This window comes from Halomonas sp. FeN2 (genome assembly GCF_020595105.1).
Classification (GTDB): domain Bacteria; phylum Pseudomonadota; class Gammaproteobacteria; order Pseudomonadales; family Halomonadaceae; genus Vreelandella; species Vreelandella neptunia.
Genome location: NZ_CP074200.1, coordinates 3,792,834 through 3,813,205, shown reverse-complemented (window position 1 = coordinate 3,813,205; position 20,372 = coordinate 3,792,834). Strand labels below are relative to the sequence as shown.

Here is a 20,372-nt window from a genome sequence, read left to right as displayed (position 1 = left end):
TAGTTGTTTTGATCGCCTAGAAACAACAACGCCGCCCAAAGGGGCGGCGGCACTGGTTGAAACATTAGCGTTAGTGAACCTCAAATTCGCTTAAACACTGCATGCCCGCCTCAATTACCGCGCGTTGAGCGCGGCCTACCGGCAGCCATTGGGTAATGGCAAATTCGGCGCTGCGCATCTTGGCAGTATAGAAGGGATCATGGCTGCCGTTGTTAAGGGCGGCCTTGGCGCTAAGCGCCGCCTGCCCCATCTGCCAAGCACACAGCACGTGGCCCGCCAAGTTAAGGAACGGCGTGGCATAAGCCTGTACTGCATCTGCGCCTTTTTCAGGGTCACTGCCTTGTTCTAGCACAATTGCTTGGGCGGCTTTTAAATCTTCCAAGCCTGCGGCCAAGCTATGGCCCAACGCTTTTAGTGCGGGGTCGGTGTTTAGCTGCTCCACGGTGGCGGTAACGTCATCAAGCAGCGCGGTGAGCGCATCGCCGTTGTCACGCTGGAGCTTCCGCCCCGCCAAATCAAGCGCCTGAATACCGTTAGTGCCTTCGTAAATAGGGGCAATGCGGGCATCACGTAGCAGCTGCGCCGCGCCGGTCTCTTCCACGTAGCCCATCCCGCCATGTACCTGAATGCCCATGGAGGCGATATCCACTGCCTGATCGGTAGAGAAGCTTTTGATCACTGGAATCAAAATATCCGCGCGGGCCTGGGCGGTTTGGCGGGCATTATCATTTTCAGCGTGGCGGGCAGTGTCCAACTCGGCAGCGCAGTAGAGCGCCAACGCACGCAGCGCATCGGTACGCGAGCGCATGGAGAGCAGCATACGGCGCACGTCTAAATGATCGCTGATGGTGCACTCGGCGCCGCCACGGGTTTTGGGAGAGCGCCCTTGGCGACGCTCCAACGCATAGGCAAAGGCGTGCTGGCAGGCACGTTCGGCCACGCCAATACCCTGAATACCGACTTTGTGACGCGCCTCGTTCATCATGGTGAACATATGATTAAGGCCACGCCCCTCTTCACCGACCAAGTAGCCAATGGCACCACCGTTTTCGCCAAAACTCAGGGTGCACGTCGGCGAGCCGTGAATGCCCAGCTTATGCTCAATAGAGGCGCAGGTGACATCGTTGCGCTCACCCAGCGAGCCGTCTTCATTGACCAGGAACTTGGGTACCAGAAACAGGGAGATGCCTTTGTTGCCTGCCGGAGCATCAGGCTTACGGGCCAGTACCAGGTGGATAATGTTTTCGGCGGCGTCGTGTTCGCCCCAGGTGATATAGATCTTCTGGCCGCTAATGCGGTAGTGGTCGTTTTCAGGTACCGCGCGGGTACGCACTTGGGAGAGGTCTGACCCTGCTTGGGACTCGGTCAGATTCATGGTGCCCGTCCAGGTGCCTTCCACCAGCTTGGGCAAGTAGGTCGCTTTGAGTGCATCGCTGCCATGATGGGCCAGCGCTTCGATAGCGCCAGCGGTCAACATGGGGCAGAGCCCTAGCGCCATATTGGCGCCGTGAAGCATCTCCTGCACCGCACTGGCCACCACCTCGGGCAGGTTCTGGCCGCCTAGCGACTCAGAGACGCCAATACCATTCCAGCCACCCTCGACATAAGCCTGGTATGCCGCCGCGAAGCCTTCCGGCGTCGTCACGCTGCCATCGGTGTGGCGCTTGGCCCCTTGCTGATCGCCAATCTTGTTAAGCGGGCCCCAGACGTCACCGGCCAGCTTTGCGGCCTCTTCGAGTACCGCCTCGACCAAATCGGGCGTGGCTTCTTCAAAGCCCGGCAGGCTGAGCGAACGGTGCGCTAGCAGCTCTTCGAGCACAAAGCGCAAATCGCGTACCGGTGCGGCGTAAACATTCATGGCGAACCTCGGGCTGAAAAATTAAACAATTGTTTGAAAGTACGCCCTTGATAGTAGTAATACTCTCTCACGTACACCATTAGCCCAAGGTATCACCCGCTATGTTTAGCGTCTTCACCCGTATTTATTTTCGCTTACTTGCTTGCTCCACATCATCATAATAAGTGATATGGCTCTCATCTTCCGCGGGCGGCCCTACCACCGGTTCGGCGGCGTCAACATCCCATACGGCATCGGAAAGATCCTCCAAATGCTCGTGCTCCAACGCCCCCTGAATCAACTCTTCGGTGACCACCAGCTCGGCACCGGCAGCGGTCATGGGCGTAGTCGGGGTAAAGGGTGCCACGGGCACTGGCGCCGGGCGCACGCTACGGCGCCAGGAGAAGAACATTAAGAAGAATAGACTGAGTGAGCCGAAGGCCCAGAACAGGCCCGCATCGCCCATGGCGGTCATCACCGGAGAAATCATTAGCGGGCTGATGGTGGCGCCAATCGAGTTGATCAGCAGCAGGCCTTGGCTCATGCGCACCAGCGCCCCTGCGGGGGCGCGGTCAGCGGCGTGGCTCACCGCCACTGGGTAGAGCGCAAATACCCCACCGCCAAGCAAGAACAACAGCAGCGCCAATAGCGGCGTCGAGAGCGGCAGCCAGAGCATCGCCGCAGAGATGAGTACACAGAAACCGCTAATACCGATCAGCACCATTTGACGGTCGTGGCGATCCGACCAACGGCCAATCGGATACTGCAGCAGCATCGCGCCCATAATCACCACCGCCATCATCTGCCCCACCTGGCTGACACTCATACCAATGCGCTGTAAATAGAGCGGCAGCAGCGTATACGCTGCGGCTACCACCATCCCAGAGCCTAAACTACCCATCACGCCGGTGGGCGTCAGGGTGATCAGACGATGGGGGGGAAGCGGTTCGGCGTGCTCCATAATCGGTGATACCCGGGGAATCATCGCCATAGGCAGAACAGAGAGCGAGGCCAGTAGCCCAATCACCATAAAAGGCGCAGTGACGCCCATGGCGTTGGTCACACCCAGCAGCAGTTGGCCCAAGACGCCGGCGGCGTAAAGCGAAATCATGTAAAGCGCCAGCAGGCGGCCGCGAACCTTCTGGTCGCCTGACGTGAGCAGCCAGCTTTCGATAACCAGATAAACCCCTACCGTGGCCCAGCCGCCGATAAGGCGCAGTACAAACCAGGCCCAGGGGTCGAAGAACAAGCCTTGCAGCAGCACCGTGACGGCCACTAATGAGGCAAAACTGCCGTAAGCGCGAATATGGCCAATGCGCAGCAACAGGCGGTCATTCACCATTGCGCCCAACGCTAAACCGATAAAGTAAGCCGACGAGACAATACCGATGACCGTGGCCGACTCACCGGCAGCATCCAAGCGCACGGTAATTAAGGTGGCAAGAAAACCGTTGCCAATCCCGAGAATGAAGAGCCCTAACAGGGGCGCCAGCGCCATGGCTAGCAGTTGCCGCGACATGAAAACCTCGTCTTGCCTAAAAGTGGTGAAACAAAAGACTGAAAACAGGCGTGAAAACGCTACTAAGCGCTTCCACAGGAACCGTCATCTCACCTGGCACATCGAGTCAGGCCGGGATAGCGGCGCGCAATTATTGCCCCAAAGGGGGCAAAGTCAATGCTTTTCTAACGTTACAATTATTCACGTTAGCGTTTTGTGTAGAATAACCGTGTCTGGCCCAGGAAATTCCACTACTAAACTATTCTTTTGCGCCCACCAACGGAAGGTCTCCTCACTAAAAAAGCTGATATGCGTGGGGTCGCTAATATAGTGCCAGCGGGCAAAAGCCTGAGGCGAAGTGACGCGTTTGGTCATTAAGCCCAGATAACCACCTGGCGCGAGCTGAGCCGCCAACTGCGTAAGCACCTTACCAGGCTGCGCCAAGTGCTCAACAACTTCTGTGGCGGTGATAAAATCATATATTTGTGTCAAAACTGAGGCATCGGGGGCGTAAAAAAGGTCGTAAATAGCCATCGGGTGCCCCTGCTCTGCGAACATCACCGACAGCGTTGGCCCTGGCCCTGAACCAAAATCAAGACCGCGGGCGCTGAGTTCGAGCTTAGCTAACAGCGGGGTAAATAAACGCCCTAAAAAGCGCCGGTATCCCGTATCATGCGGCGAGTTTTGATGTTTATCATATTCGGCCTTTTCTGCAGCAGGGCTTAAATGCTGCTCGGGGGGGACAAATACCAGCTTGCACGTGGCACACTGGTAGTAGTCACGACGCCGATCCCGGTGGTAGAGCGCAGTAGTGGATTCCGCGCAGAGCGGACAGCGGCGCATCATCGTATTCTCTGGCTTATCGTTACGTATTAAGGAAAGTGACATGCTATCAGGTCTAGATCATCTTGTTGTAACAGTGACCGACATGGGTCGCGCAGTTGATTTTTACTCGCGGGTTTTAGGCTTAGACGTGCGCTATCGCGATGCCCAGCGGGTCGATCTAATGCTCGGTGATACGGCGCTTCGCCTACATCAAACCGATACCGACATTGCCCCCATTTCAGCCACACCCACCCCTGGCAGTCTGGATTTATGCCTGCGCTGCCAGCTGCCGCTGGATGAGTTCAAGCAGCATTTAGACGCACTAGCGATTGACGTAGAGCTAGGCCCCGTGGCTCGCCAAGGCGCCAATGGCCCGATTGAATCCATCTACCTGCGTGACCCGGACGGCAACCTGCTAGAGATTTGCCGCCCCTCTTCGCGTTAATGCTAAGTCTAGTGAATCCAGGTATTATATATCGCGCTTAAATAGCACTCACTGATATGCCAAGCATCATCACCCACTTCAGCACATATACAGATTGATCGAAAGGAAACGTTATGCTTGATAACGATGAATCCCCACTCGACGGCCAAGTCATCAACGGAGAGCAGAGCTCCCAGCCCGACACAACCATGGCAATGGTTATTTATGCCCTCTATCTAGCAAGTTTTATACTTGGTTTCACCTCGATTATTGGTGTGGTCATTGCCTATGTCTATAAGGGCAAAGGCCCTACGTGGCTGGACGAGCACTACCGCTACCAGATCCGCACCTTCTGGATAGGATTGGCGTACGGCATTATTTTCTCGATATTGCTCTTTGCAGTGATCGGTTTCCCACTTTTGCTGGCGCTAGCCGTGTGGTTCATTATTCGCTGTGTTAAAGGTTTCAAAGGGCTGCAAGAGAAGCGCGCACCTTCCAATGTAGACACTTGGTTGATTTAACGATGACACCACAGGGGGCTAATAACGCTAGGCGTTTTTCCAAAGCCAGGGCAATCAGTTGGCTGTGGCGTCAGCTATCACGCTGGCCGCTTGCGCGTCTCTGGCATTTTGCTTCGGCGCTCGGCCCCCTGGTTTACCGCTTTAATAAGCGTGAGCGCTGGGTAACCGATCGTAACTTAGCGGTTGTTTTCCCAAACCTCTCCATTGCGGAACGTAAATCCCTTGGTCAATTAAGTTTACGCCACTCAACGGCTACGATGCTGGAACTGGGCCACGCCTGGATGGCGGAACCTAATAGAGTAGAAGCCAGCATTTTAGCGGTGCATGGTCGCGACAAGCTCGATAATGCCCGCGCAGAAGGCCGCGGCGTGATTGTACTTGCCCCGCACTTCGGCAACTGGGAGGTGCTTAATTTTTGGCTATCAAGCCATTTCCCTTTCACCGCCATGTACGAGCCCCCCAAAATCACCGCTCTCGATCCAGTGATTCGTCATGGCCGCGAGCGTATGGGGGCAAGTTTGGTTCCCACCAACCCCCGCGGTGTGGCGGCGCTGCTTAAAGCGCTTAAACGCTGTGAAGCGATTGGCATACTTCCTGATCAGGAGCCCGACTGGGGCAGCGGCGTTTTTGCGCCCTTCTTTGGTCGCGAGGCCTACACCGCCACCCTGCTGCCGAAACTGGTCGCCCGGACTCAGGCGCGGGTAGTTACCGGCGTCGCGCTACGTATTCCTGGTAAAGGGTTTGAGATCCATTTTCTTGATGCCGACGAACGGGTCTATAGCGACGATGATGTGCAGTCTGCCACTGGTGTCAATGCCAGCGTCGAGAGCGCGATTGCCTTGGAACCGGCACAGTATCAGTGGGAGTACAAACGCTACCGTAAAGTAGTGCAGGAGCAGCAAAATCTAGCCAATTTCCGCGACTATCGTCTTTATTAGGCTGAAAAAGAGAGCACTGATGACACAACCCCCTGTACCCCACGATGACATACTCGCGCCACAGATTATTTACGCGCTCTACCTAGCAGGTATCGTCACAGCCAATATCACCCTGCTGATTGGCGTAATCATCGCCTATGTTTATCGAAAAGAAGCGGCACCCTGGTTGCAGCAGCACTATCGTTACCTGATACGCACCTTTTGGATCGGCACGCTGTATGCGTGCATCGCTTTTTTACTCAGTATTGTGATAGTTGGCACCCTGCTCTGGCCGCTGCTAGCGGTATGGCTAGGCGTGCGCTGCGTGCTCGGCTGGGTCGATGTTCGCAAAGGGTTAACACCGGCACGCCCGAATAGCTGGCTTTGGTAAACTGCGACTGATTCCGTTCTTCACTCATCGTTATCACGGTCGTAAACATCATCTAAACGCTCGATATCGTCTTCGCCCAAATAACTGCCAGACTGCACTTCGATCAATTCAAGAGGTATTTTACCGGTGTTTTCCAGTCGGTGTAGTGCCCCAATAGGAATGTAAGTGGACTGGTTTTCAGTCACTAAAAAGCTGTGGTCACCGATAGTGACTTGGGCCGTGCCACTCACCACTACCCAGTGTTCAGCGCGATGGTGATGGCGCTGTAGCGATAACCGCCCGCCGGGCTTAACGGTAATGTGCTTAACCTGATAGCGCTCGCCGTGATCCATGGCTTGGAAGCTGCCCCAGGGGCGGTGTACAAGTGGCGCTGAGTGCGGCTCGCTGCGCTCCATTTTAATAAGCTCAGCAACTAGTTGCTTAACCTGCTGCGCGTTATCCCGATGAGCCACCAGCACGCTGTCCGATGTCTCCACCACGATGATGTCTTTAACACCCAAGGTGGCTACCAAACGGTGTTCGGCGATTATCAGCGAATCCTGCGTATCGGTTAGCCAGGTATCGCCTTTGGCACTATTTCCCGCTGCATCCGTATCCAGGGCAGACCACAGTGAGTCAAAACTGCCGATATCACTCCACGCGGCATCTAATGACACTACCGCGGCGTGCTCACAGCGCTCCATCACCGCGTAGTCGATGGAGTCGGCAGGGCAGCGGCGAAAAGCCGCTTCACCCAAGCGTAGAAAATCCAGGTCACGATGCGCACTGCTGACCGCCTCTTCACAGGCTTTCAGCATATTCGGCTGGAGCCGTTTTAGCTGCTCTAAGTAGTTTGAAGCACGAAGGAGAAACATGCCGCTGTTCCATAAGTAATCGCCGCTATCGACTAACTCAGCCGCACGTTTGGCATCAGGCTTTTCAATAAAGGCCGCGAGATGATGACCACCTTCCAACGGCTCGCCGCAAGCAATGTAGCCGTAACCCGTTTCAGGCTGTGTGGGCACAACGCCAAAGGTTACCAGGTAACCCATTTCGGCTAACGGCACGGCGAGTGAAACGCTACGCTGAAACGCCTGAATATCGCCAATTACATGATCCGCCGGGAGCACTAGCAGTAGCGGGTCATCGCCAGTACGGCGCGCCAACAGCGCAGCACAAGCAATCGCCGGAGCAGTATTGCGGCCTTCAGGCTCAAGTACCAGGGTGGCTGCGTGATCCATTTCCCGTAGCTGTTCAGCCATTAAAAAGCGGTGGCTGTGATGGCCCATCAGCATTGGCACGGTGTCGGTTAACCCGGTTAGACGACTTAGGGTTTGCTGAAGCAGACTCTGGGAGGAGGTTAAGCGCAAAAACTGTTTAGGCATCTGCTCGCGGGAAAGCGGCCACAGCCGCGTGCCGCTGCCCCCGCTTAAAATCACTGGCTGAATCATTGCTGCGTCCTTGTCATTGTCTTTGAAACGGTGACTGGCCGTACATCAGAGGAACCTCCTACCCCAGCGATCATTCCTGTTGCACATCAGCGGCTGCATCCACCGCGAATACTCCAAAATCGGCCTGCAGCCAGTGGCGTAACTGGCTCATTCTTGGTGCGTGGCTCACATTTTCGAGCCTAGGCAACGTCCCGGAAACAAAGCCACGCTTTATAAAGGGCGTCAATAGCTCAGGGTCGCCACTAATAATATGCACCGGCACTACCGCGCTAGCATCGTCGCCGGTAATCAACGGCGCGGCTTGATGGTCACCCAGCACTATCATCAGGGTATTGTCATCCACGACGCGTTCGGCCCAGCGGCCTGTGACTTTCACAGCGTAGTCCACCGACCAGGCATAGTGATCACGAATGCGCTCAATGTCCTGCCACAACACTTCTGGTGGGTCACCGGCATCCTCCCAAGGGGCAAAAATACGCCCATCGCCAATGGATGACCAATCATCCAAGACAGGCAGGATGGGTGTCCAAGGGGCATGACTGGAGATCAGTGCCAATTGGGCAAACACCGGAGTCTCACCCAGCAAGTAACGCTGGGTGTAATCGAGAGTAAATTGATCCGGCATGGTTACCCAGTTGAGAGCAGGCCCGGCGTAGGCGATATCTTTCGCTGCGGCAATTTCACCAAAACCGTAGGCCTCCCCTTCCGGCCACGCCAGGGTAATGGCGGGCATGACACTAAGGGTGCGCTGACCAGTAGCACCAAAATCATCGATCAAAGTGGAGTGGCCGCTATCTAGCATCAGCTGATACCACAGCTGATTGTCGATCCAGCGGCCACTGAGGGCTGTCGCGTGGGCTAACCATGACTGCCCACCGCGAATGGGTGAGGCCAACATGCCAGAGACCACGTGGAGGTCATGCTGACCCAGGCGCTGCTGCATTTCGGCTAGAGTAGGCAGAAGAACGTCGGAATAACGTGGTTTTTTCAGCGCAGAGATACCGTAGGACTCAATAAAGGTGAGCAGTACATTGCGCCCCACCAATCCCGGTAATGGCCGGGCTTCCATTGGTGCGGCCTCCAGCTGTGCAGTAAAAGCCAGGCGGGCGGCGTGGGTATCGGTAATTTGCTGCCACTGAAAACGCGTGGTGTTCACCATCGGCAAACGGGCGCTATCCATTACCCGCACACCATTGAGCTCAAGCACCGCACCGGTAGTGGCAGTGACCAGCAACGTTAACGCGACCGCGCCAGGCAGGCGCTTAACTGAGTAGGCAACGGGAGGCATCAGCAGGCGTGCCAAAACCAGGGTGATGGCGATCAGCAAGGCTCCCCCCAGTAGCATTGCGCAAACTGCCAATAGTTGGCCTACATTACCTACTAGCAAATGATAAATTGAGCGCAGCAAAGGCACATCAAGATAGAGATTGAGTGGCCGTGCAAAGGCCATTTGGGTGGCGGCAGTGCCTAGATTTGCAGCGGTTGCCAACACGACCCAACTGACGAGCACTACTGACACTATGCGGCGCGCCTGGCCGACAGGAAGCAGCAGCATAAGTGGCGCCATGATGAGCGCTTCCCAGGCAAGCAAATATGAGCTGATCTCACCATAACGCCACCAGAGCGGCGCGATGAGTAATAGATTCAGCGTTAGCAGCATTAGTAATAATCGACTCATCGCATCCCCATAGATGCCTGCTTTAGCTTACAGTTTCAAAGTTACAGTCTGTCAGCGCCCAGCCTCGAAGGGAGGTGTACCCAAGCGTAAGACAAGAGAGCAAGGAATAAGACTGCTGAAATACACAATAATCATGTACTGTAATATTTTATCGTATAGTTATTGTGTAAAAATTTCACGCTTAGCTTGGCATAAGGCCATGCATTTTGCAGGCCTTCACCGGAAAGGATTTCGCCCATGAGTTGTAACCATTTTAATAGGTGGCGGGCTGGTAAATGGATGGTATTCATAGGCTGCACACTGGCCTTACCGGCATTTGCCGAAGACGACAAACACTTCAGCGCTGTCATTGAACGCGCCCAACAGCTTGCAGAAGAGGCCTATCAAGCGCCCGAAGAGACATTGCCCGAGGTGTTGCGTGAGCTTAATTACGATACCTACCGGCAAATTCGCTTTGATCCCGCCCATGCCTATTGGAAGGACGAGAGCCCTTTTAGCCTACAGTTATTTCATAGCGGCTTTCTGTTTCAAACCCCGATTGCCTTGAACGTCATCGACAACGACACGGTAACCCCCCTACCCTTTTCAGCAGCGGACTACTCCTACGACGGCAATGCCGCCGCGCTGAAAGAGCAAGATCTAGCCGGAAGCGGCCATGCGGGGTTTCGCCTTCACTACCCTCTTAATAGCAGTGACTACGCTGACGAATTTGGCGTATTTCTCGGTGCCAGCTACTTCCGCATTGTCGGGCGTGACCAAGCTTACGGGCTCTCCACCCGCGGGCTGGCGATCGATACCGCCTCACCAGATGGCGAAGAGTTCCCGGCGTTCCGCGAGTTTTGGCTCTATAAACCCGAGGCTGACGCCGAACAAATTGAACTGCTGGCGTTAATGGATAGCCCCTCGGTCAGCGGCGCTTATCGTTTTGTTATCCAACCCGGTGAGAATACTCAGGTCGAGGTCGAAGCGGAGCTGTTTGCCCGACAAGATATTACCAAGCTTGGCGTCGCCCCGCTCACCAGTATGTTCACTTATGGTGAGGTAAGCCGAGAGCGGCCGGACGATTTCCGTCCACAGGTGCACGACTCCGATGGCCTACTAATACATACCGGTAGCGGCGAGTGGATCTGGCGCCCGCTGAGTAACCCATCTCACCTGCATACATCCGCCTTTGTAGACGACTCCCCTCAAGGCTTTGGATTAATGCAGCGAGAGCGGGATTTTAACCGTTATTTGGATACCGAAGCCCAGTATCACCGTCGCCCCAGCCAATGGGTTGTGCCGCTGGACGAATGGGGCCCGGGCCAAGTGGAACTTGTCGAAATCCCTACCCCCGATGAAACTCACGACAATATCGTCGCCTACTGGGTGGCAGACGACACCCTGGATGCCGGCGAATCCCGCCGCCTGCACTATCTCACTCACACGCTGAACACTCAGCCTGACGCGCACAACCTTGGCCGCGCCATTCGCACTCGCCATGGCAGTGCGGCGGTGCCGGGGCAAACGGACACTGCCTCACAAGGTCAGCGCCAGTTTATTGTCGATTTTCAAGGAGGTGCCTTAGCAGAGCTCACCGCTGATCAGCCCGTCGAGTTAGATATCAGCGCCCTGCACGGTGAGGTTCTGCTCCCCCAGGTCACATCACTGCCCAACAATGGCTGGCGAGCCAGCTTCCGACTACCCGCTAGCGATCAACCCAGCGATGTTCGCCTAAGGCTCACCTTAAACGGCGAACCAGTTAGCGAAACCTGGAATTACGTGTGGTACCCCGATGCCTAATACAATCGATATAACGCCATCGATTCCCTGGCTGAAAATCCGCCGTGCCTTTCTCGCTATCATGGTGCTGATTTCCAGCGTCGCGGGCTGTATCGCCATGAGCCGGGTCGCCGGAAGTCTCTCCATGGGCTGGCAGATCACCATGCTGATGTTGTTCGCGCTGACCTTTACCTGGATTGCCCTGGCGTTCTGGGGCGCGGTCTGCGGTTTCGTGGTGTGCGCGCTGCGCCGCGATCCGCTAAGCCTACGTAAATTGGATATGGAAGCACCCAGCGCACGCCTGCTGGTGAGCCGCACCGCCATTGTGATGCCAATTTTTGCCGAGCCGCCCATCCCCACCTTTGCCGGGCTTGAAGCCACCTGCCATTCGCTGCTGGGCTATGCCATTGACGATAGCGAGGAAGGCGAAGCCGCACGCCCCATGAGTGAGCACTTTGAAGTGTTCGTCCTTAGCGATACGCAGGACGCCAGCGTGGCGGAACTGGAAGAAGCTCACGTGGGGGCGCTACAGCGCCGTTTCGCCAACAAACTCGCGATCCACTACCGGCGGCGGCCCAATAATGAGGGTCGCAAAGCGGGCAATATCGCTGAGTTTTGCCGCCGCTGGGGGCGCAACTACGACTTTATGATCGTGCTGGACGCCGATAGCCTAATGAGCGGCGCCACGCTACTGCGCATGGTGCAGCGCATGCAGCGACAGCCCAGCATTGGCTTGCTCCAGACGGTACCAATTCCGGTAGGGCAAAAAACCCTGTTTGGCCGCTTTACCCAGTTTGCTTCAGCGCTGTATAGCCCCATGTTGGCGGCAGGTCAGAGCTTCTGGCAGGGCGATGCGGCCAACTACTGGGGACACAACGCCATTATTCGCACCCGCGCCTTTATGGATTACGCGGGCTTACCGACACTCTCCGGCAAACCTCCGCTAGGCGGCGAGATACTCAGCCATGACTTTGTTGAGGCCGCCCTGCTCAAACGCGGCGGCTGGCAGGTAATACTGGATACCACCATTACCACCGCGGTCTCGCGCCATGATCCTTATGCCAGCGCCTCTCATAACAGCTTTGAAGCCATGCCAAGCAACCTGCTCGACTTTGCCAAGCGCGACCGACGATGGCTCCAGGGGAACCTTCAACACCTACGCTTGTTGGGCGGGGCAGGTCTCCACCCCATGAGCCGCCTCCACTTCTTCTACGGCGCCTTTGCCTATTTATCATCGGTGGTGTGGCTAGGACTTCTGGTCTGCACCAGTATTTTGGTATCTTATCAAGTTCTTAGCGATGCGGGCGAAAAAGACCTGCCTGAGCCGCTGTCACTAGGGCTACTCTCCATTACCCTTGGAATGCTGTTGGCGCCCAAACTGCTCGGCTTGGTGTTGGCCTTCTGGCAAACACCCCACGCCTTTGGTGGCCGTCTTCGCCTACTGGCAAGCACCTTTCTAGAAATGCTGTTTGCTGCCTTGCTAGCCCCATTGATGATGGCGTGGCACAGCTTGTTCATTATCAATATATTGCTGGGGCGTTCTGTGGACTGGCAAACACAACACCGCGGCGAACGCTCTTTGTCCTGGCGTGAAACCTGGCAACATACAGGCTGGATGACTATCACTGGGCTAGTCTGGGCGGGCGCCATGGTGTCCTTCTCGCCGACGGCGTTTGGTTGGTTAACACCAGCTTGGCTTGGCCTTGTCGGTGCAGCACCGCTGGTCAAATACTCCAGCAGCGGTACCTGGGGCGGCGTAGTAAGCCATCGGCTGGGGCTGCTCAAAACACCCAGTAACTGTTTGAAGCCGCCACTGCTGGATGACTTCGCCAAGCTAATGAGCGAAAGCGACCCTCATCCTCTTGATCCAATCACCCAGGCACCTTTTGTACTTCAACTGCCCCCTGCCGAGCGTTTTAGTCAGATGCGTTGCCAATCTTTCCAGCAGTTTGATCGCCAATCATTGGTTGCGCCTTCAATGACGTCTACTTCAACCTCCAGGGAGACCAACTGATGCAGCGCATGGCGCTACAACGACTGCGCAGCGCAGGCGGGCTAGCCCGCTCACTGTTTATTTATTGGCGGCCTGGGCGCCAGCGCGGGCTCCAGCGCCTATACCAGCCTTTCATACAACCCGGCACCGTCGCCTTTGATATCGGTGCACACCTAGGCGACCGTAGCGCGGCTTTTCATGCGCTCGGTGCCAAGGTGGTGGCACTGGAACCCCAGCCCGACCTCGCCAAATGGTTTAAACGCCTGGTAAAGCCGCCCACCATTACCCTGCTGCCCATGGCGGCGGGCCCTGAGGAGGGCTTTGCTGAGATAGCGATCAGCCCCAGCAACCCAACCCTGGCCACGCTTGCCACTGAGTGGCGGGAGCAAATCGGCGAACGCAACGCAGGCTTTAGTCAGGTACGTTGGGAACAACGTTTGCAGGTTCCGGTCACCACGTTGGATACGTTAATTGACGAGTATGGCGAACCCAGCTTTATCAAAATCGACGTTGAGGGCTTTGAGGCGGAGGTGCTTGCGGGTCTAAGCTGCCCAGTGGCCGCACTTTCGGTGGAGTTTTTAGGCGGTACGCTAGAGGTGAGTCACGCCTGCGTAAGCCACCTAAGCCGCCTTGGCGAGTACCGTTATAATGTGGTGGTCGGTGAGCAGCGCCATTTCCGTTGGGCCGAGTGGCAAACGCCACAGGCGGTTAGCGAGTGGCTGAGCGCAGGGGCCGAAGGACTGCCATCTGGGGACCTTTACGCCTGCCGCTCAGACCATCCGCTACTGCTGAGTTCACTTTAATTTTTAAATATCCTACAGGCACGTCACACAATGATTCACCACTGGCAAACACTTACCGCTCCACAGTTAGCCGAGTTCGCTCAGCTCGACCCAGTCGCGGTGTTGGTACTCGGGGCCATTGAACAGCACGGCACTCACCTTCCTTTAGCCACCGATCTCACCATTGGCGAGGGTCTCCAGGCCGCTATGCTGGAGCAACTAGATCCCTCACTTAACGTGATCTGCCTACCGCCAATTGCGGTAGGCGCTAGCGATGAGCACGCCAGCTTCCCCGGCACGCTCAGCCTGCCCGCTTCGCTTTCGATTGCCACCCTGGAAGCCTACGGCGACAGCTTAGCTCGCGCTGGTATTCGCCGCTTGGTACTGCTTAACAGCCACGGTGGAAATAAAGCGGTGATGGATTTGGCCGGACTAACACTGCGGCGACGCCACGGGATGCGTGTAGTCAAAGCCACTTACACGCGACTACCCGCACTGGAAGGGGCCATTGAGCCTGATGAGCTACGTCATGGGTTACACGGCGGGCTACTCGAAACCGCGATGATGCGCTATTTAGCGCCAGCGCTGGTACAGCTAGATGACTATCAGGCCACCCCGCCTGCAGCGCCCCAAGGCGACGCATTAGTGAGCGCAGAAGGTGCTGCAGCGTTTGCCTGGCTGGCAGAAGACTTAAGCACCCAAGGCGTAGCGGGCGATGCCAGCAAAGCCAGCGCTGAACTAGGCGAGCAGCTGGTTCAACACTATGCCCGCCATCTGGCGGCCGTAGTGACGGAAACCGCCCACCTACCACCGCTAACCCAAGCTCGCTGCACCAGTGGGAGGCAGCTTTAGCTCGCGACCGTTGTGCGTTTAACGCTGGCCACTGAGCACATCTTCCAACAAGTGCCCGCCACGGGTTGCCTTGGCGTTGAGGTAGCGCTGGTTGTGGTCGGTAACGCTGCCGTACAGCGCCTGGCGTGAGACCACCTCGATACCGCCCTGACGCAACGCCTCCATCTTCAAGGGATTATTGGTCAGCAACTGCACCTGATCAATGTTAAGCGCGTTAAGCATGTCGACCGCCACCGCATACTGGCGCTCATCGTCACCAAAACCAAGCACTTGATCGGCATCCACGGTATCCAGGCCACCATCCTGTAAAGTGTAGGCGCGCAGCTTATTGGCCAGACCAATGCCTCGGCCTTCCTGTGCCAGATAGAGCAACACGCCGCCGCCCATGGCCTGAATATCCGCCACGGCGTTGCGCAACTGCTCGCCGCAGTCGCAGCGCAGACTACCGAACAGGTCGCCGGTTAAACACGCCGAGTGCAGGCGTAGCGGCACCGCGCCTTCCCAGCGTTCCGGCTTACCGATCACCACCGCAACGTGCTCGCGCAGGCCGTCCGGCTCACGGAAGAGGACAAAGCGGCTGTCGGCAGCATCCTCGAGGGGAATATTTGCCTCGCTCACCCGTTTGAGCATACCCGGCGCCCCGGCAAGGCACTGCGTAGCGTCTTCAGCGCTGACCTGCAGCAGGCGTCCTTCAGCCAGTTGCTGCTCAATAGCCGCTGTGGCCTCTTCGCTAACAAAAGCGCAAAGCGCTGCGGGAATCAGCAGGGCGCGGCGCATCAGCGTCACCGCGCCTAGTTCGGCTATTCCGGCGGGCTTTAAACCGCTAAGCAATCCACCCGCGGGTTGTGAAAGCGTTTCCGCCGTGGCCAAGCCATGCAGCTCATTGGTGCTAATGTGGGCAGCCAACGGCAGGCTGGCCGCCTCGGTGGATAGGCTCATGCCCATCGCCGCCAGCCGGTGACGGGTAAGCACCAGCGAAGGCCGATCACCCGCTAGCAGAGCCAGCGCTTCGACCGATTCACTGCCTTCCAGCGCCTGCACGAGCAAACGTTGCTCACCGGCATTGACCACTACGGGTAATCCACGACGGATATCGAAAATAGCGCGTTCAATCTGGTACATGTAGGCCTCCTGGCTTCCTTACGAGGGGGATGGCGCACGCTTGCGCTGAGCTATTTGCTCTGAACTGAATGAATGGCTGCCCCGAACGGCTTGCTCTCAACCAAGAAGCGCCCGCATGATGAAGCGAATCTTTAAGCGCGGAGGCGTCATGCCCGAATCTCATGTCAACACGATTGCACTGGCCGATGCCTGGAATTGGCTGTTGGCACTGCGTCATCGGCGTTCTTGCGATGTGGCGATTAACGTGTCGCCAACCGGTGAGTGGCAAACGGCCAAAGCGGTCACCGCTGAGGCGCGAGAGCTGCTCGACTGCCTGACCCCGCTGGCCAGTCGAGCGGCGTGGGTAGTGGCGCAGTTGGGGCAAAGTATGGATGGCCGCATCGCGACGGAAAGCGGCCACTCCCACTACATCAACGGCCATGAAAGCTTGGTTCACCTGCACCGCCTGCGTGCATTGGTCGACGCGGTGGTGGTCGGTGCGGGCACCGCCAGCGCCGATAACCCGCAGTTGACCGTGCGCCACGTTAGCGGCACCAACCCGACGCGGGTGGTGCTGGATCCACGCGGTCGCATTCCCAACGACTTGGCGCTGCTGAACACCGATAGCGCCCCGACGCTGCATATCGTGGGGCCTGACGTAAGGTCTGAGCTGCAGGCAACGACGAGCCTGGCCCACGTTGAACGCTGCGTACTGCCCCTGAACGCCAGCGGTCAGTTCGCTCCCCATGATGTTGTCACCCTGCTGGCCGAGAAGGGCCTGCCGCGGGTGTTGATAGAAGGCGGCGGCATTACGGTGTCTCAGTTTATCGAAGCGGGAACCGTTGATCGACTGCATCTGCTGGTCGCCCCGCTGCTGATCGGCTCCGGTAGGCCAGGGCTGCAAATGACGCCCATCGAGACCCTTGAGAGTGCGCTGCGCCCGCCCGCGCGAACTTTCCGCTGCGGTGACGACACGCTGTTCGACCTGCGACTGAGGGATACCACCGCCTGAAGGCTGCGCTTTTTCACGACGACTCAGCGCCACCCAGATGCCCGGTAGGCTCGCCAGCAACACCAGCACCCCGTAAGCCAATGACACCGCCACCCCTTGGGCGGGCGGCAGGCCGACCAAGGCCCAAACACCGGCAGCGGCGCCTTCACGCAATCCCCATCCGGCTACCGAAAACGGGATCAGCATAGCCAGTAGCAGTACCGGTGTCAGCGCCAGCACTTGCAGCGACGGTAGCTCAACGCCAATCGCCCGAGCCGCACAGACCATTACCAGACCATAGCTCAACACAATCACCAGAGACGAAAGCAATTGCTGGGGCCACACGCCGTGCCGCAACAAACCACGCCTTACATCGCGCGCCAGGGCTTGGCACCAGCTCGGCAGCCTTGTCAGCCCATGGCTAAAACGTTGGCGCAGCAGCAGGCCGCTGGCGATGAGCGCCGCAAGAGCGGCGAATGCGCTTAACCCTACCGCTGTGATCACTGACTCACCCAGCGCGGCATGCCAGAGCGGTGAGAACAGCAGCGCGTTTAGTGTTAACACCACCACGGCGACCTGCCCTGAGGCGCGCTCGATAATTACCGCTCGCCAGGCGCGCCCCCTAGACTGCGCTTGGGTGGCATGGCGGTGCGCCCGCCCGGCGTCGCCTAATACACCGCCGGGCAACAGTTGATTGACCAGCAGAGCCAGGTAGTACTCCCGTAGCGCGTATGTAAACCGCAGCGGTACATCAATAAGCCCCGCGGTAAACTGCCAACGCCAGGCACAAAGCATGATCTGTAGCGTGCTGATGGCTAACGCCAGCACGACCCACTCAGCGGAGAAGCGCTGAACCTCAGCCACAATCGCCTGGGGCTCTACCCACAGCGCCACCGCACTCAGCAACGCTATGCTAATCACCACGCGGCGAAGCCATGGGTTTCGCCACGCTAGCTTTTTAGAACAAGCACTTAGCCGAGTGAACATCCCCTTAACAGGCCCCATAGGCTTAGGCCTCTACCCTGGGCGTGGAAAGCAGGCGCGTGGCAAACAGATCGCGGTGCGCCACCCAAATACCCAGCTCGCCATTAGCCACCGCTTGCTGACGCTGCTGTAGCCAGATGGCAGTGCGCGCCGCCGCTTCCGGAGCTTGCTCGGTGGCGGCTTCAGCCCAGCCTTCGAGTAGCGCCATCATTAACGGCTGCTGTTGTTGACTACCCGCAGCAAGCTGCCACGGTGTTTCAGCTTGTTCAATGCGGTAATCAGCATGCTCTAACGCAGCAACTAATGCCTCGTGCGCCTGTCCACCCAGCGCATCACCCAAACCTTTATCACGCTGCTGGTGAGCCATAAACATCGCCAGCAGCCAGCGGTCTTCGTCATCCAGCACCGGCGCGCCTTGAGGGTCAATAAAGTGCCACTCACCGGTCACGCTTAGCGCTATCAACAACGCCTGTTGCTGCCCGGCAATGCGAGCCACCAAAGCATCGATCCACTGCTGGGAGACCAGATCCAGCAGCGCCGATGCGGTGACGAGGTGCGCGCCGTCGAGCGGCACCTCAGCAAGCGGTTCCAACGATACGCAGTGCGTCTCAACGGCCACGGGCTGCCCTTGGCTATTGCTTAATCCGGCAGCACGCTGGCGCGCCTGGGCTAACAAAATGGCGTCGTGATCGATCAGCTTCCAGCGCTGGTGACCATTCAGGCGCGGCGCCAGAAAGCGCATATTACTACCCCGGCCGCAGCCAAGATCCGCTATCAGCGGCGCCTGCGTACGCGCGCTCAGCCACTCCGCGGCAAGCTCAGCCAAGGGCTGGCTACGGGAATCGATATCAGCCGCCTCTCGCAGCGTCAGCCAGTCGGACGCAAACTGGCTGCCTGGGCGTAAATTGGGAGAGTCGGCGGGCGCAGTTAACGCCGCAGCAAACTTTGCTCCCGCTTCTTGCCAGTCGCTTAACGCTTCCCGGGCCAGGGCGGCTCCCTGGCGCAGTTGATGGCGTAGCTCGTCGTCATGGCAAAAACGGCTTAGAGCACCTTGCAGCGCATCAACGTCACCCGGTTCAACGCTCAAACCGGCGCCTGCTGGCAAGGTATCGCGAAGCGCACCACCGGTGGTGGTAATTACCGGCAGGCCGTGAGCCAGGGCTTCGGTGACCACCATGCCGTAGCCTTCATACCAGGAGGGCAGTACCAGCGCGTGGGCGCTGCGATAGGCCGATTCCAGGGTCTCGCTATCGCACTCGCCGTGGAGGTGTACGCTGCCCTGCAAGCCGTTTTGATCAATCAGTTGTTGCACGCGCTGGGTGAAGGCGGCATCCCGCGCGCCGCCGTAGCAGTCGCACTGCCAGTGATCACCGGCAACGCCCGACAACGCTTGAACAAGAATATCCTGTCCTTTGCGCGGCGTTAGCGTTGCCACACATAGCAAACGTAGTGTCTCAGCCGATTCTGCTGCGGGGCTGATCGACGCCTGGGCAACGCCCGGTTCGACCACAGTGACACGGGGAATGAGTGGCATTTCATAGTGGGCCGCCAGCTCCAGTAAGCGCCGAGCGGTAAAGTGACTGGTGACGATAATCCGCGCCACGTGGGCAAGCGCGTTTAACTCACTGCGATGAAAGCGCTGCTGATCGGCATCGTTAAGGCCCTGTTCATCGCCTAAGGGGTGGTGCAGCAACGCTGTGATTTGCAGCCGCTGGGCATGCTGGGCCACCACCTCCGGCAGCGCTCCCATGGCAAGGCCATCAATCACCACCTCCGCCTGATCGGGAAGCAACGCTAGGGCCTGAGTGAGCGCTTCTGCCGCCTCGGCATCCGCATCAGGAAACGTGCCTGCCAAGCCGACGACGTCAATTTCCCATCCCTGGACACGTAAGGCCGAGACAATTTGTGCATCATAGATATAGCCGCCGGTGCGCTGAGCAGGATCACCAGCAACGACAAGGGTAAACCGCTTACTCATAGCGCGCCTTCGTAGCTGGCCCAGGCCACATGGGATTCATGTAGCTTAATCTCCATATGGGTAATCCCTTTGGCGGTGATGCCCATTTTGCCCTCACCAATCGCCTTGGCGAGCTGGTCAAAGATCACCTTGGCCATAAACTCGGTGGTGGTGTTTTTACCGGCAAATTCAGGCACTTCATCCAAATTACAGAAGTTGTATCCCGCTAGTACCGATTTAACTGTTTCACTGGCAAGGCCGATATCGATCACCAGGCCGTCCTCATCCAGCTCGGGGCGCTGAAAAACTACATCGACAACATAGGTAGCCCCGTGGGTACGCTGGGCAGGGCCAAAGATCTCACCATTAAAGCTATGGGCAATCATAAAGTGGTCACGAACACATAAACGGAACATAAAAACTCCAATGA

The 20,372-nt window shown here is 57.5% G+C and carries 17 protein-coding genes and 1 pseudogene; 9 read left to right on the top strand and 9 right to left on the bottom strand.

Annotated elements, in window-relative coordinates; genetic code table 11:
- Positions 1–70: 70 nt before the first annotated feature.
- From KF947_RS17485 to KF947_RS17475, 3 genes are all read right to left on the bottom strand, one after another.
- On the bottom strand, positions 71–1,858 hold the full coding sequence (locus KF947_RS17485; protein WP_227404646.1) for an acyl-CoA dehydrogenase: 1,788 nt from the start codon (positions 1,856–1,858) through the stop codon (positions 71–73).
- A 124-nt stretch (positions 1,859–1,982) separates the two neighbouring features.
- Positions 1,983–3,356 carry an MFS transporter gene (locus tag KF947_RS17480; protein WP_227404645.1) on the bottom strand — a complete coding sequence of 458 codons (1,374 nt, stop codon included), beginning with the start codon at positions 3,354–3,356 and terminating at the stop codon, positions 1,983–1,985.
- 180 nt (positions 3,357–3,536) lie between these two features.
- A complete protein-coding gene (locus KF947_RS17475; RefSeq protein WP_133731233.1) occupies positions 3,537–4,223 on the bottom strand; it encodes a class I SAM-dependent methyltransferase in 687 nt (228 codons plus the stop codon).
- On the opposite strand from KF947_RS17475, the gene KF947_RS17470 reads away from it, so the two are divergent.
- The 4 genes from KF947_RS17470 to KF947_RS17455 all read left to right on the top strand — a co-directional run bounded on the left by KF947_RS17470 (position 4,222) and on the right by KF947_RS17455 (position 6,413).
- Positions 4,222–4,605 (top strand): VOC family protein, encoded by a 384-nt coding sequence (locus KF947_RS17470; protein ID WP_133731234.1) that lies wholly within the window; start codon positions 4,222–4,224, stop codon positions 4,603–4,605. The two genes, KF947_RS17475 and KF947_RS17470, sit on opposite strands and share 2 nt — an antisense overlap.
- A 113-nt stretch (positions 4,606–4,718) precedes the next feature.
- Positions 4,719–5,105, top strand: a complete 387-nt coding sequence (locus tag KF947_RS17465; protein ID WP_133731235.1) for a DUF4870 family protein — start codon at positions 4,719–4,721, stop codon at positions 5,103–5,105.
- A gap of 2 nt (positions 5,106–5,107) precedes the next feature.
- Positions 5,108–6,043 carry a lysophospholipid acyltransferase family protein gene (locus KF947_RS17460; RefSeq protein WP_227404644.1) on the top strand — a complete coding sequence of 312 codons (936 nt, stop codon included), beginning with the start codon at positions 5,108–5,110 and terminating at the stop codon, positions 6,041–6,043.
- Between the two features lie 19 nt (positions 6,044–6,062).
- Positions 6,063–6,413: a DUF4870 family protein gene (locus KF947_RS17455; protein ID WP_133731237.1), complete on the top strand. Its 351-nt coding sequence runs from the start codon at positions 6,063–6,065 to the stop codon at positions 6,411–6,413.
- A gap of 20 nt (positions 6,414–6,433) precedes the next feature.
- On the opposite strand, the gene KF947_RS17450 is transcribed toward KF947_RS17455, so the two are convergent.
- Both KF947_RS17450 and KF947_RS17445 read right to left on the bottom strand, forming a co-directional pair.
- Entirely contained in the window at positions 6,434–7,843 is a 1,410-nt protein-coding gene (locus KF947_RS17450; RefSeq protein ID WP_133731238.1) for a mannose-1-phosphate guanylyltransferase/mannose-6-phosphate isomerase, read from the bottom strand.
- 70 nt (positions 7,844–7,913) lie between these two features.
- Positions 7,914–9,521 (bottom strand): alkaline phosphatase, encoded by a 1,608-nt coding sequence (locus KF947_RS17445; RefSeq protein ID WP_227404643.1) that lies wholly within the window; start codon positions 9,519–9,521, stop codon positions 7,914–7,916.
- A gap of 237 nt (positions 9,522–9,758) precedes the next feature.
- Between KF947_RS17445 and KF947_RS17440 the strand changes: the two genes are divergently transcribed.
- Genes KF947_RS17440 through KF947_RS17425 form a run of 4 tightly spaced genes read left to right on the top strand, consistent with a single transcriptional unit; the run spans position 9,759 to position 14,909 of the window.
- Positions 9,759–11,303, top strand: a complete 1,545-nt coding sequence (locus KF947_RS17440; RefSeq protein WP_413614108.1) for a glucan biosynthesis protein — start codon at positions 9,759–9,761, stop codon at positions 11,301–11,303.
- Positions 11,296–13,296 carry a glucans biosynthesis glucosyltransferase MdoH gene (gene mdoH / locus KF947_RS17435; protein WP_227404642.1) on the top strand — a complete coding sequence of 667 codons (2,001 nt, stop codon included), beginning with the start codon at positions 11,296–11,298 and terminating at the stop codon, positions 13,294–13,296. Before KF947_RS17440 ends, mdoH begins: the two co-directional genes overlap by 8 nt.
- Complete coding sequence (locus tag KF947_RS17430) at positions 13,296–14,078, top strand: FkbM family methyltransferase (protein WP_227404641.1); 783 nt, start codon at positions 13,296–13,298, stop codon at positions 14,076–14,078. The genes mdoH and KF947_RS17430 overlap by 1 nt, the downstream gene beginning before the upstream one ends.
- Positions 14,079–14,108: 30 nt before the next feature.
- Positions 14,109–14,909 (top strand): creatininase family protein, encoded by an 801-nt coding sequence (locus KF947_RS17425; RefSeq protein WP_227404640.1) that lies wholly within the window; start codon positions 14,109–14,111, stop codon positions 14,907–14,909.
- Positions 14,910–14,927: 18 nt separating this feature from the next.
- Here the strand turns inward: KF947_RS17425 and ribA are convergent, their stop codons facing one another.
- Positions 14,928–16,031 (bottom strand): GTP cyclohydrolase II RibA, encoded by a 1,104-nt coding sequence (gene ribA, locus KF947_RS17420; RefSeq protein WP_133731243.1) that lies wholly within the window; start codon positions 16,029–16,031, stop codon positions 14,928–14,930.
- Positions 16,032–16,146: 115 nt separating this feature from the next.
- Here ribA and KF947_RS17415 point away from each other — a divergent pair, with 115 nt between their 5' ends.
- Positions 16,147–17,022: a RibD family protein gene (locus KF947_RS17415; protein WP_319796394.1), complete on the top strand. Its 876-nt coding sequence runs from the start codon at positions 16,147–16,149 to the stop codon at positions 17,020–17,022.
- 57 nt (positions 17,023–17,079) lie between these two features.
- Here the strand turns inward: KF947_RS17415 and KF947_RS17410 are convergent.
- The 3 genes and pseudogenes from KF947_RS17410 to KF947_RS17400 form a co-directional block, all read right to left on the bottom strand.
- Positions 17,080–17,988, bottom strand: a pseudogene (locus KF947_RS17410) (lysylphosphatidylglycerol synthase transmembrane domain-containing protein); the annotation flags it as partial.
- A gap of 22 nt (positions 17,989–18,010) precedes the next feature.
- Positions 18,011–19,963: a glycosyltransferase gene (locus KF947_RS17405; protein ID WP_227404639.1), complete on the bottom strand. Its 1,953-nt coding sequence runs from the start codon at positions 19,961–19,963 to the stop codon at positions 18,011–18,013.
- The gene (locus tag KF947_RS17400; RefSeq protein WP_027959807.1) at positions 19,960–20,358 is read right to left on the bottom strand and encodes a 6-pyruvoyl trahydropterin synthase family protein; all 399 of its coding nucleotides are present in this window, start codon (positions 20,356–20,358) and stop codon (positions 19,960–19,962) included. Before KF947_RS17400 ends, KF947_RS17405 begins: the two co-directional genes overlap by 4 nt.
- Positions 20,359–20,372: the final 14 nt, after the last annotated feature.

Bases quoted from the DNA above. Each gene is read 5' to 3' on its own strand.
- KF947_RS17405 (WP_227404639.1), bottom strand. From the start codon at position 19,963: ATGAGTAAGCGGTTTACCCTTGTCGTTGCTGGTGATCCTGCTCAGCGC.
- KF947_RS17425 (WP_227404640.1), top strand. From the start codon at position 14,109: ATGATTCACCACTGGCAAACACTTACCGCTCCACAGTTAGCCGAGTTC.
- KF947_RS17445 (WP_227404643.1), bottom strand. From the start codon at position 9,521: ATGAGTCGATTATTACTAATGCTGCTAACGCTGAATCTATTACTCATC.
- mdoH (WP_227404642.1), top strand. From the start codon at position 11,296: ATGCCTAATACAATCGATATAACGCCATCGATTCCCTGGCTGAAAATC.
- KF947_RS17430 (WP_227404641.1), top strand. From the start codon at position 13,296: ATGCAGCGCATGGCGCTACAACGACTGCGCAGCGCAGGCGGGCTAGCC.
- KF947_RS17470 (WP_133731234.1), top strand. From the start codon at position 4,222: ATGCTATCAGGTCTAGATCATCTTGTTGTAACAGTGACCGACATGGGT.
- KF947_RS17480 (WP_227404645.1), bottom strand. From the start codon at position 3,356: ATGTCGCGGCAACTGCTAGCCATGGCGCTGGCGCCCCTGTTAGGGCTC.
- KF947_RS17485 (WP_227404646.1), bottom strand. From the start codon at position 1,858: ATGAATGTTTACGCCGCACCGGTACGCGATTTGCGCTTTGTGCTCGAA.
- KF947_RS17450 (WP_133731238.1), bottom strand. From the start codon at position 7,843: ATGATTCAGCCAGTGATTTTAAGCGGGGGCAGCGGCACGCGGCTGTGG.
- KF947_RS17415 (WP_319796394.1), top strand. From the start codon at position 16,147: ATGATGAAGCGAATCTTTAAGCGCGGAGGCGTCATGCCCGAATCTCAT.
- KF947_RS17455 (WP_133731237.1), top strand. From the start codon at position 6,063: ATGACACAACCCCCTGTACCCCACGATGACATACTCGCGCCACAGATT.
- KF947_RS17475 (WP_133731233.1), bottom strand. From the start codon at position 4,223: ATGTCACTTTCCTTAATACGTAACGATAAGCCAGAGAATACGATGATG.
- ribA (WP_133731243.1), bottom strand. From the start codon at position 16,031: ATGTACCAGATTGAACGCGCTATTTTCGATATCCGTCGTGGATTACCC.
- KF947_RS17440 (WP_413614108.1), top strand. From the start codon at position 9,759: ATGAGTTGTAACCATTTTAATAGGTGGCGGGCTGGTAAATGGATGGTA.
- KF947_RS17460 (WP_227404644.1), top strand. From the start codon at position 5,108: ATGACACCACAGGGGGCTAATAACGCTAGGCGTTTTTCCAAAGCCAGG.
- KF947_RS17465 (WP_133731235.1), top strand. From the start codon at position 4,719: ATGCTTGATAACGATGAATCCCCACTCGACGGCCAAGTCATCAACGGA.
- KF947_RS17400 (WP_027959807.1), bottom strand. From the start codon at position 20,358: ATGTTCCGTTTATGTGTTCGTGACCACTTTATGATTGCCCATAGCTTT.